Annotated in this window: 11 protein-coding genes; 3 read left to right on the top strand and 8 right to left on the bottom strand. The window is 69.1% G+C overall.

Annotated features, from left to right (window positions below):
• Nucleotides 1–603 precede the first annotated feature (603 nt).
• Nucleotides 604–1,914, top strand: coding sequence for a dipeptidase (locus ACFWA7_RS37760; protein ID WP_385827671.1), 1,311 nt, complete (start codon nucleotides 604–606; stop codon nucleotides 1,912–1,914).
• A gap of 4 nt (nucleotides 1,915–1,918) precedes the next feature.
• On the opposite strand, the gene ACFWA7_RS37755 is transcribed toward ACFWA7_RS37760, so the two are convergent.
• Entirely contained in the window at nucleotides 1,919–3,244 is a 1,326-nt protein-coding gene (locus ACFWA7_RS37755) for a UDP-glucose dehydrogenase family protein (RefSeq protein ID WP_385549068.1), read from the bottom strand.
• A gap of 200 nt (nucleotides 3,245–3,444) precedes the next feature.
• Here ACFWA7_RS37755 and ACFWA7_RS37750 point away from each other — a divergent pair, with 200 nt between their 5' ends.
• Nucleotides 3,445–4,602 (top strand): acyl-CoA dehydrogenase family protein, encoded by a 1,158-nt coding sequence (locus tag ACFWA7_RS37750; RefSeq protein WP_385549065.1) that lies wholly within the window; start codon nucleotides 3,445–3,447, stop codon nucleotides 4,600–4,602.
• A gap of 842 nt (nucleotides 4,603–5,444) precedes the next feature.
• Here the strand turns inward: ACFWA7_RS37750 and ACFWA7_RS37745 are convergent.
• From ACFWA7_RS37745 to ACFWA7_RS37715, 7 genes are all read right to left on the bottom strand, one after another.
• Nucleotides 5,445–5,885: a hypothetical protein gene (locus ACFWA7_RS37745; RefSeq protein ID WP_385827669.1), complete on the bottom strand. Its 441-nt coding sequence runs from the start codon at nucleotides 5,883–5,885 to the stop codon at nucleotides 5,445–5,447.
• A gap of 294 nt (nucleotides 5,886–6,179) precedes the next feature.
• Nucleotides 6,180–6,368, bottom strand: a complete 189-nt coding sequence (locus tag ACFWA7_RS37740; RefSeq protein ID WP_385827667.1) for a hypothetical protein — start codon at nucleotides 6,366–6,368, stop codon at nucleotides 6,180–6,182.
• 66 nt (nucleotides 6,369–6,434) lie between these two features.
• Entirely contained in the window at nucleotides 6,435–7,265 is an 831-nt protein-coding gene (locus tag ACFWA7_RS37735; RefSeq protein ID WP_385549074.1) for a helix-turn-helix domain-containing protein, read from the bottom strand.
• A complete protein-coding gene (locus ACFWA7_RS37730) occupies nucleotides 7,262–7,789 on the bottom strand; it encodes a DUF6879 family protein (RefSeq protein ID WP_385827665.1) in 528 nt (175 codons plus the stop codon). Before ACFWA7_RS37730 ends, ACFWA7_RS37735 begins: the two co-directional genes overlap by 4 nt.
• Nucleotides 7,773–7,964 carry a hypothetical protein gene (locus ACFWA7_RS37725; protein ID WP_385827663.1) on the bottom strand — a complete coding sequence of 64 codons (192 nt, stop codon included), beginning with the start codon at nucleotides 7,962–7,964 and terminating at the stop codon, nucleotides 7,773–7,775. The genes ACFWA7_RS37730 and ACFWA7_RS37725 overlap by 17 nt, the downstream gene beginning before the upstream one ends.
• Nucleotides 7,965–8,322: 358 nt before the next feature.
• On the bottom strand, nucleotides 8,323–8,751 hold the full coding sequence (locus tag ACFWA7_RS37720) for an LPXTG cell wall anchor domain-containing protein (protein WP_385827661.1): 429 nt from the start codon (nucleotides 8,749–8,751) through the stop codon (nucleotides 8,323–8,325).
• A complete protein-coding gene (locus ACFWA7_RS37715; protein ID WP_385827659.1) occupies nucleotides 8,673–10,016 on the bottom strand; it encodes an LCP family protein in 1,344 nt (447 codons plus the stop codon). Before ACFWA7_RS37715 ends, ACFWA7_RS37720 begins: the two co-directional genes overlap by 79 nt.
• Nucleotides 10,017–10,144: 128 nt before the next feature.
• On the opposite strand from ACFWA7_RS37715, the gene ACFWA7_RS37710 reads away from it, so the two are divergent.
• Nucleotides 10,145–10,669 (top strand): acyl-CoA thioesterase, encoded by a 525-nt coding sequence (locus ACFWA7_RS37710; protein WP_385549046.1) that lies wholly within the window; start codon nucleotides 10,145–10,147, stop codon nucleotides 10,667–10,669.
• Nucleotides 10,670–10,831 lie beyond the last annotated feature (162 nt).

Below are 10,831 nucleotides of genomic sequence, written 5' to 3'. Positions count from 1 at the left end.
CTCCGGGGGCTACGCCCCCGGCCCCCCAGCGCGGGGCCTGCGGCCCCTGCACCCCGCTTCGGGGCTCCGCCCCGGGTCTCCGTTCGTCTGCGGGCCGTCCTCGGCTGGTCGCGCAGTTCCCCGCCCCCCCAGGGCCCGAGGGGCTGAAGGCGTCCGCACCCCATCCCCCTAAGGAGCGCGGGGAACGGCGCGACCAGCCAGACACGTCCCGCAGACAAACCCCGGGCCGAAAAGTGGCGCGGGGAACGGCGCGACGAGCCACCCGTCCCGCGGACAAACCCTGGGCCGGATAGGGGCGCGGGGAACGGCGCGACGAGCCACCCGTCCCGCGGACAAACCCTGGGCCGGATAGGGGCGCGGGGAACGGCGCGACGAGCCACGGCCGACCCGCAGACAAACCCCGGGCCGAATAGGGGCGCGGGGAACTGCGCGACCAGCCCCCATCTGCCCGCAGACGAACACGGGGGTTGGGGGCGAAGCCCCCAGGAGCCGGGCTGGGCCGGGACGGGGCCTCCCCCGAACGGCCCCGTCCGCGAGACCTCCCGCCGCCGACGTGTGATCGTGGCCGTACTGCTGTCGCCGACGCCGAACCGGGAGACCGTCATGGCAGATCTGCAGGACGAGGCCGACGTCGCCACCGCCGCGATAGGCGCACCCGACCGCGCCACCCCCCGGAAACGCGGCTCCAAGCCCAAGCCCGGCCAACCAGCGCCGGAAGCCGGGCCGGAGGCCGACGTGCGGGAAGCCACGCCGGAGGCGGAGGCCGTTGCCCCCGGCGGCACTCTGGACCCCGATGTGCGTACCCGCGCGCCGGAAGCCGGGCCGGAGGCCGACGTGCGGGAAGCCACGCCGGAGGCGGAGGCCGTCGCCCCCGGCGACACCCTCGACCCCGACGTGCGCACCCGCATCCACGCCCTCCTCCGCGCCCACCCCGTCGCCGACGGCTACAACACCCTCGCCCAGGTGCTCGTGAACACCCCGTGGCACGACGTCGAGCTGGGGGAGAGTTCGCTGGACACCGACATCCCCCGGCTACGGCACGGCGGCGTCGGCGCGCAGTTCTGGTCGCTGATGGTCGCCGGCGACTGCCCCGACCCCGTCAGCGCCACCCTGGAACGCGTCGACCGGCTCCGTACGCTCGTGGACGCCTGCCCGGAGGGGCTGCGGCTCGCGCAGGCCATCGGGGACCTCGCGGACGCCCGTAACCACGGCCGTATCGCGTCCCTCTTCGGGCCGGTGGCCGCCCACGCGCTGGGCGACTCGCTGGGCACGGTCCGGGCGTACCACGCCCTCGGCGTACGCGCCGTCGCCCTCACCGCCACCGCGAGCTGGACCCGCGCGGGCCTGACGCGCTTCGGGCAGGAGGTCGTACGGGAGCTCAACCGGCTCGGCATGGCCATCGACCTGTCCGGCGCCGCCGCGGAGACCGTCCGCGAGACCCTCGGCGCCGCCAACGCCCCGCTGGTCTTCACCCGCTCGGCCGCTCGCGCCCTCACCGACCACCCGCTCAACGTCACCGACGAGCTCCTCGGCGGGCTCCCCGAGAACGGGGGGGTCTGTCTGGTGAGCTTCGCCCCCGCGCAGGTCGCGCGGGCCGGGCGGCCCGCCTGCACGCAGGACGTCGCCGACCACATCGAGCATCTGCGCGGCGTCGTCGGGCCGGACCACATCGGCCTCTCGGGTGGGTACGGCCTGATGCCGGACGCCCCGCGCACCGTCGGCCTGGAGGACGCCTCCTGCTACCCCGTACTGCTCGCCGAGCTGATCGGCCGCGGCTGGGACGACGCCGACCTTGCCGCGCTGACCTGGGGAAACTTCGCCCGGGTCATCCGTGACGTGGACTTCGCCGCCCGCGCGGCCCAGCCCCGCCGAGGGCCCTCCACCGCCACCATCGAGGATCTCGACCCGAGCTAGCCCGCTACGCGCGCGGGCGGCCCATCGCCCGGAACGTCCAGCCCGCCTCGCGCCACTTCACCGAGTCCAGTGCGTTCCGCCCGTCCAGGACGATCCGGGCGTCGGCCACCTCGCCCAGCGCCGCCGGGTCCAGCTCGCGGAACTCGCGCCACTCGGTGAGGTGGAGCACCACGTCCGCGCCCCGGACCGCGTCAAGGGCGGTCTCCGCGTACCCCAGCGTCGGGAACAGGCGGCGGGCGTTGTCCATGCCCTTGGGGTCGTAGACGGTGACCTGGCCGCCCTGGAGGTGGATCTGCCCGGCCACGTTCAGGGCGGGCGAGTCGCGCACGTCGTCGGAGTCGGGCTTGAAGGTCGCGCCGAGCACGGCGACCCGCTTGCCCAGGAAGGACCCGCCGCCGAGCGCCTCCCGCGCCATCTCGACCATCTGGCCGCGGCGGCGCATGTTGATGGAGTCGATCTCGCGCAGGAAGGTGAGCGCCTGGTCGGCGCCGAGCTCACCGGCCCGGGCCATGAAGGCGCGGATGTCCTTCGGCAGACAGCCGCCGCCGAAGCCGATCCCGGCCCGCAGGAACTTCGAGCCGATCCGCTCGTCGTGCCCGATGGCCTCGGCGAGCTTCACGACATCCCCGTCCGCGGCCTCGCACACCTCGGCCATGGCGTTGATGAACGAGATCTTGGTGGCCAGGAAGGAGTTGGCGGAGGTCTTCACCAGCTCGGCGGTCGGGAAGTCGGTCACCACGAACGGCGAGCCCTCGCCGACCGGCACCGCGTACACCTCTCGCAGCAGCTTCTCGGCCCGCTCGCTCTCCACACCGACCACGAGCCGGTCGGGGTGCAGGGTGTCGTTCACGGCGAAGCCCTCGCGCAGGAACTCGGGGTTCCAGGCCAGGTCCACGCCCTCGGGCAGCCCCGCGGCGAGCCGGGCGGCGGACCCGACCGGCACGGTCGACTTCCCGACCACCAGCGCGCCCTGGCGCAGATGCGGCGCCAGCGACGTGAAGGCGGCGTCGACGTACGACATGTCGCAGGCGTACTCGCCGTGCTTCTGCGGGGTGTTCACACAGACGAAGTGCACATCGCCGAAGGCGCCGACCTCCTCCCAGGAGGTGGTGAAGCGCAGCCGCCCGCTGGATCCCTCGATCCCGGCGACGTGCTTGCGGAGCAGGTCCTCAAGGCCGGGCTCGTACATCGGCACGCGCCCCTGCGCCAGCATCTCGATCTTCTCGGGGACGACGTCGAGGCCCAGCACCTCGAACCCCAGCTCAGCCATGGCCGCGGCGTGGGTGGCCCCGAGGTATCCGGTGCCGATCACAGTGATCTTGAGGGCCATGCGGTGCTCCTGGAAGGTACGGGCTTTGAGGGCGCTGCCCGAGCATAGTCGGGGGCGTACGAGCCCTGTGATCCGCACTGATCCGAAGCGAACGGCGGAGTAGTCGGGCCTGTCGTCAAACTCACGTATGCCCCGGGGCGTACACCCCTCTAAAATTAAGGTTACTTAACGGTAGTTAGCGCCCTTGGGAGTGAGTCACCTTGGCCGGAACGGCTGATTTCGACCTGTACCGCCCGTCCGAAGAACACGACATGCTCCGCGACGCGATCCGCTCGCTCTCCGAGGCGAAGATCGCGCCGTTCGCGGCCGAGGTCGACGAGGAGGCCCGCTTCCCGCAGGAGGCGCTGGACGCCCTGGTCGCCAACGACCTGCACGCCGTGCACGTCCCCGAGGAGTACGGCGGCGCCGGCGCCGACGCGCTCGCCACCGTCATCGTGATCGAGGAGGTGGCCCGCGTCTGCGCGTCCTCCTCCCTCATCCCGGCCGTGAACAAGCTCGGCTCGCTCCCGGTGATCCTCTCCGGCTCCGAGGAGCTGAAGAAGAAGTACCTGGGCCCGCTGGCCAAGGGCGACGGGATGTTCTCGTACTGCCTCTCGGAGCCGGACGCGGGCTCGGACGCGGCAGGCATGAAGACCCGCGCGGTCCGCGACGGGGACTTCTGGGTCCTCAACGGCGTGAAGCGCTGGATCACCAACGCGGGCGTCTCCGACTACTACACGGTCATGGCCGTGACGGACCCGGAGAAGCGCTCGAAGGGCATCTCCGCCTTCGTCGTCGAGAAGTCGGACCCGGGCGTCTCCTTCGGCGCCCCGGAGAAGAAGCTCGGCATCAAGGGCTCCCCGACCCGCGAGGTCTACCTCGACAACGTCCGCATCCCCGCCGACCGCATGATCGGCGCCGAGGGCACGGGCTTCGCCACGGCGATGAAGACCCTGGACCACACCCGCATCACCATCGCGGCCCAGGCCCTCGGCATCGCCCAGGGCGCCCTCGACTACGCCAAGGGCTACGTCAAGGAGCGCAAGCAGTTCGGCAAGGCGATCGCCGAATTCCAGGGCATCCAGTTCATGCTCGCCGACATGGCGATGAAGATCTCCGCGGCCCGCGCCCTCACCTACCAGGCCGCCGCGGCCTCGGAGCGCGGCGACGCGGACCTGACCTACCTGGGCGCGGCGGCGAAGTGCTTCGCCTCGGACGTCGCCATGGAGGCCACCACGGACGCCGTCCAGCTCCTCGGCGGCTACGGCTACACCCGCGACTACCCGGTCGAGCGCATGATGCGCGACGCCAAGATCACGCAGATCTATGAAGGCACGAACCAGGTCCAGCGCATCGTCATGGCGCGCAACCTGCCGTAGCAGGGTTTTCGCAGGTCAGCCGCCGTCTCGGGTGATCGGGGAACGATGGTCGGCTTCCGGTCCGTTCGGGCCCGTTCCGGGCCGTCACTGGGCGTCATGCTGGGGGAATCCTGGGCGGACACTGGGCGCGGAACAGGTGCTGACCTGCATAAACGAAGGCCCCCGGCATGATGCCGGGGGCCTTTCGTATGGGCTGGATCAGGCGACTTCGTCTCGCTCGGTGGGGTCGTCCGCGCCGGGGGAAGGGGCACGACGCGCCCCGGCTCCTCCTCGTCGCGGGCCTTGATGTGCCGTCGCTGTAGCGAGCTGGCGTTGTAGAGCGTGGGGCGCTCCGCTACCTGGTCCGGAGTGAGCCCTTCGACAGTCAGGTTCCCCGTCCAGAGCTGGTCACGGTTGGCGTAGGTCAAATCGAATCGGACGCGCTTTCCACCCGGCTCCAACTTCCACCCCTGTTCATGGAATTGTGCGATGCGGTCGCTGCCGCACACGAAGGCCCGGGTTGCTTGAGTGAGGACCCATTGGGCCAGCTCGGTCTCGCTGGCAGTGGGCCGCCCGCAGTTGCGGGCCATCTCCCACAGGCGCGGCCACTCGACCCCGGGAGTCAGCGGTCCGACGATGGCCACGTCTCCGATTCGCCGCTGGTCCAGGTGGTGCGTGGCGTACCCGAAGACCACGCCGAACAGGGCGAATACGGTGACCCTGCTGCTCCCGGTCAGACCCTCATCAGATGGCATGGGCGGTACCTTTGCTCAGGGTAGGACCCGGGCACCTGTGACGTGTCCGGGTCCTACTTCTTACGAGCGGATCACGCCGTGATCCGTGTGTTGGGGCGAGTCAGCTGGTCAGCAGCCGTCGCCGTCGCCGCAGCAGGCCGGCTGGTTGCACTCGGCTGCGGTGCCCCACAGCCGGGCGTCGACGTCGAACCCGGCGGCCTTGAGGCGGTCGGCAACCGACACCATCAGTGGGCGCGTCCGGACCCTGGAGTTCGGTGCGTGGTGGACGAAGTAGCCGAACTGCTCCTGACACCAGGCGGCGTACTCCTGGGTGTGGAGCATGAACGAGTGCCATCCGGGATCCACCAGCTCACTCGGCGCCATGTCGTACGCCTTCTGGCTGCCCTGGACGTACACGAAGGCGATGGCCTGATCCATCACGCGGTCAGCCACGACCCGCTCAAGGCCGTACTTGTCCGCGCAGAACGCGGCCAGCCGCTCGAACAGCTCGGGGCTGACAAGATCCCGCCCGTGCCGTAAGGCGACGGGGCTTTCCACCATGGTCGTCATCGTGCGACTCCTTCTGTCGATGGGTCTCGCTACCCGCCCTGGCGGGGGGCGAGGTTCTGTGTCAGGGCGTCTCGACCCGATGAACAACGGCGATGTCCTCGAACCCTCGGAGAAAGCGGCCGTGTCCGGCGTTCAGGCCCGTGTGGGTCATGCACTGCCGGTCAACCTCGGCCACGTCAGGGCCGGGAACAGCAGCCCAGCCACACTCCGCGTAGAGGCAGCTCGCAATCACCGTGGGCGAGGTCTCGGGGTCTCTGATGATCCGATGCTCGGTGTGTCGGATGACTGAGCGCGTCATCGGCGAGAGCCGTCCGCCTTGACGCACCGGGTGTGCCAGTACGCGACTTCGGGCGGGCCGTCCTGCCCGCCGAGCATCCCCCGCCGGGCGAGGTGGTGAAGGGGGATGGGCATGTTGCATGACGGGCACGTCTCGCGCTTTGCCGTGTAAGTCGCGTACTCGAACGTGTCCGTCTTGGTTGCCATTGCGCACCCCTTCGCCGCTGTCTCCGGGAATCGACAGCCAATGGTGACCGGGTGCGGGGCCAGGTTCTAGCCGGTTTCCTGTTCGCGCAAAAGCTCGTCTCGGATGCCTTCGAGCAGGGACCGCATGTCGTCACCGGCAACAGCGGTTCCGCTGAATCCTTCGAACTTGGCTACGTACAGGGCGACGTCCCTAGGATCGGTGACCACCGTTTCCGCGTGGACCGTCTCAATGGTTACCGTGCGTTCGTCCTTGATGGAGAACGAATGGCCCGGAAAATCTAGCTGCCGATCAGACAGTGCGACGATGCGGATATCCACGTTGGGCAGCCGAGAGACAGAGATCAATCGGTCGAGCTGCCCCACCATCATCAAGGGCGGGACAATGCGCCACCGGAGGACCGATTCCGTGATGATGAAACGGAAGGCCTTCCCTTCCGAGTACAGAACACTTTGACGTGCCAGCCTCGCGCCGATGGTGCGCTCTAGCTGTTCTTCTGCCAGGTTCCTTCGGGCAAAAACCGCCCGCACGTATTCGGGCGTCTGAAGCAGGCCGGGAATGAGTGAGGGCTGAAACAGGCGCAGCAGTGCCGTCTGCGATTCAAGTGCCTGAACCTGCTGCTGCTTACGGCTGTAGCCCAGACGGCGAATCAGTCGCCACGCTGTAACCTCCGTGGCCGCCTCTCGGGCGGCAGCCATGTACTCGGCCTTGACCTCATCCGATACGCCTATGGCCGTGAGGATGCAGTCGACGTCTGTGACGCTGGGCGCTGTGTTCTCGTTCTCAATCTTGGATAGCTTGGAACGAGACATGGCAGCGCCACGGGCAACCGCCTTCGCTTCCTTCCCGGAAGACTCACGCAGTTCCCGCAGCGCTGACCCAAGGCTAGACTTGTTCACTCGCCGTACTTCGCCCACCATTCAGAGAACGGCACAGCCTGAGCCATTGCCGTGTCCCTATAGGCCAAGAACCTTGAAAGCTGGTCCTCTCCGAGGAACTCGACGCCCAGGTACTTACCCTCGTCGTCGTAGTTCATGGCTCCGATGACTTGCTCATCGAAAATCCAGCAGTCCGGCGCATCCGGAATCGGGTTTTCCTGGGTGGTCGTATCCAGGATGAAGAACTCTTCTCCGGCCGCCATGTTGCGGCGGTATCCCCAGGAGAGCTCGAAGCGCAGATAATCCGTCAACGGGCGCGAGAGGATGTGGACGCGGTAGATTCGTTTTCCCGATTGGACCGCATCCCCGACCGTCGTAATCCATCCGGCGGTCTTGTAATCCTCTGGCTGCGGCTCGCCGGCAAGGAATGCCCGGTAGGCATCAACGCCACCCGACTTGCTGTAATCGTCCAGGGTCTCTAGCCGGAACGCTTCATGGCCGAAGTCTTTGAACCAGTCCCCCAGCGTCTTAGATGAGGTTGTCACGAATGGCCTTTCGGATGAGCTCGATAGGGATTTCCACCATGGTTTCGTGAGCTGGAAGCTCCTGCCCGTGGTCGGCCACGCGGTCCCCTTGCACGACCAGCGTGCCCCGATCGGTCGCAAAGATGGCGGGACACTCGCCCTCGTCGCACTGGCCTACCATTCGTGTCAGCTTCACGGCCTGCCCCCTCGTCGTCGGGTGTCGCGTCCGATGCTCGCGGCCCCCAACCCGAGGAACAAGGGGTTCGAGTTTCCGTTACTGGAAACCGGGCCAGTCCCCTGGTCTCGGCCGAGGAGCAGCAGCGGCCTGGGCTGGACGCCGAGGCTGGTGATCATGGGTGAATCCTGGGGACGTCCCACGTCAGAGGGCGTCTGTGCAGGTAGAGACCGTATGAGCTATAGAGCACGCAGATCTATGAAGGCACGAACCAGGTCCAGCGCATCGTCATGGCGCGCAACCTGCCGTAGCGGCAAGCGAGTCGGGCCCGCATCCGTGACTCACGGATGCGGGCCCGAGGCGTGTCCGGGGACTGTGCTCAGCCGTCGGTGCGGCGGCGGCGTACCGCCAGCAGCGCGCCCGCGCCGGCCACCACCGCCGCGCCGCCCGCGAGGGCGAGCTTCGAGGTGGCGGAGGAGGAGCCCGTGGCGGCGAGGGTGCCGGTGGTGGGGTTCAGCGGGGTGGTGGCTGTCGTGCCCTGGGGCTTGTTGTCCGGGGTGTTCGCCTTGCCCTTGCCGGGCTTGGCCGGGTCGGCCTGGCCGGGCTTGGTGCCGGCCGCGAGGATCTCGAAGTCGTACTCGGCCAGGTCCGGCGATCCGCCGCACGAGCCGTCGATGTTGCGGTAGTCCCCCGCATTCCGAGCGGCGATCCAGCCGGTCCGACAGAGCGTCAGCGGGGTGAAGTCACCGTGACCTTCTGGTCGTTGTTCAGTTCGTTCACCAGCTGCTTGACCTTCGTGGTGTCCCACATCAGGGACGACTGCGGGCCGTTGCCGGAGATCGGCATGTTCATCGACGTGCCGCCACCGCTGGTGACGCCCTTCATCGCCCAGAACATCTCGCCCAGGTCGAACAGGCCCATGTCCTTGTCGACGACCAGCGTGTCCAGGCCAGCGCCCATCACCGGATACAGCTTGAACGGGTTGAGCACGGTCGACGGGGTCGCGGTCTGGGCGGCCAGCGCCGACAGGAAGCGCTGCTGGTTCTTGGTGCGCTCCAGGTCGCCGGCCGCGTACCCGTGGCGGTTGCGGACGAAGGCCAGGGCCTGCTGGCCGTCGAGGGTCTGCTTGCCCTTCTTGAAGTCGGCGCCCGAGTCCCTGTCCTTGATGTCCTGCGGGATGTCGATCTCCACGCCGCCGACCGCGTCCACGATGTTCGCGAAGCCCGCGAAGCCGATCTCGGCGTAGTGGTCGATGTGCAGCCCGGTGTTGGCCTCGATCGTGCGCACGAGGAGCTCGGGGCCGTCCATCGCGTACGCCGCGTTCAGCTTGTTGTGGCCCTTGGCCGGGAACAGCTTGCCGGACTGGGAGCCCTTGAAGCTGGGGATCTGCACCCACGAGTCGCGCGGCAGCGAGATCATCGTGTTCCCGTTGTCACCGGTGTGCAGGATCATCATCGAGTCGGTCCGCTTGCCCTCGGCGGAGCCGGTGTGCAGCTTCTTCTTGTCGTCCTTGGAGAGCCCGTCGCGGGAGTCCGAACCGACGATGAGGTAGTTGGTGCCCTTGCCGTCGCCGGGGCGGTCGATGACCTTCGACAGGTCCACCTCGCGGCGCACCTTGCCGTCGGCCCAGAAGTACGTGCCGACGGACACGCCGACCACGGCGACCACCAGGACCGCCGAGCCGATCATGATGCGGCGCCGCCAGTTCGCACGCGGCCTGGCGGGGGAGGCGGCCGCGCCCGGTCCGCCGCCCGGCCCGCCCGGACCACGACCGACGGGCCCGCCGGGCCCGTCGGGGCCGCGCCCGGCCGGGGAGCCGTAGACCTGGCCGTCGCTGTAGCCGCTGTCGTACTGGCCGGGTGCGGGCACACCGTTGCCGTACTGCTGCTGTCCGTAGCCCTGCCCGTCGTCGTACGAGGGCTGCTGCGGCGGGACCGGGCGCTGCGGGCGCACGGGCGCGGAGCCCACGGGCCGCTGCACGTGGCGCATCACGCGCGGGCCGTCCGGCTGCGCGGCGGAGCTGCCGCGGCCGTAGCGCTCACCGCGGTCGTCGTCGGACCATCCGTCGTTCATGCCGTCAAGCATGCACGGGTCCCCCGCGTGTCTGACAGGCCGGGTGGGGATCTGGGTCCGGGCTGTTGCACAGCTGATGCAATGTACGTGCGATGAACGCACGGGCGACCGCGCATAAGCTGGGCGGTATGACTGATCTTCCGGGCAAGCCGACCTCGGCGTCCCGTACCACCCTGAGCCACATCATGACCGCCCATGACACGAACCTTCTGGGTACGGTCCACGGCGGTGTGATCATGAAGCTGGTGGACGACGCGGCGGGGGCGGTCGCCGGACGCCACTCCGGTGGCCCGGCGGTCACGGCGTCCATGGACGAGATGGCGTTCCTGATGCCGGTCAGGGTCGGGGACCTGGTCCATGTGAAGGCCCAGGTCAACTGGACCGGCCGGTCCTCGATGGAGGTCGGCGTACGGGTCCTGGCCGAGCGCTGGAACGAGTCCACCCCGGCCCAGCAGGTCGGCTCGGCGTACCTGGTCTTCGCCGCGGTCGACGCGGACGGCAAGCCGCGCGCGGTGCCGCCGGTGCTCCCGGAGACGGAGCGCGACGAGCGCCGCTACCAGGAGGCCCAGATCCGCCGCACCCACCGCCTGGCCCGACGGCGCGCGATCGTGGAGCTCCGGGAGAAGCGGTCGGCGGAGGGCCTGGACGACTAGGCGCACGCGCCGCGCCCTACGCGCCGCGCTCTACGTGCCGCGCTCTACGTGCCGCGCTCTACGTGCCGCGCTCTACGTGCCGCGCTCTACGTGCCGCGCTCTACGTGCCGCGCTCTACGTGCCGCGCTCTACGTGCCGCGCTCTACGTGCCGCGCTCTACGT

It is taken from the genome of Streptomyces sp. NPDC059994 (assembly GCF_042737755.1).
Classification (GTDB): Bacteria; Actinomycetota; Actinomycetes; order Streptomycetales; family Streptomycetaceae; genus Streptomyces.
This window is presented reverse-complemented; position numbering and strand designations above follow the sequence as displayed.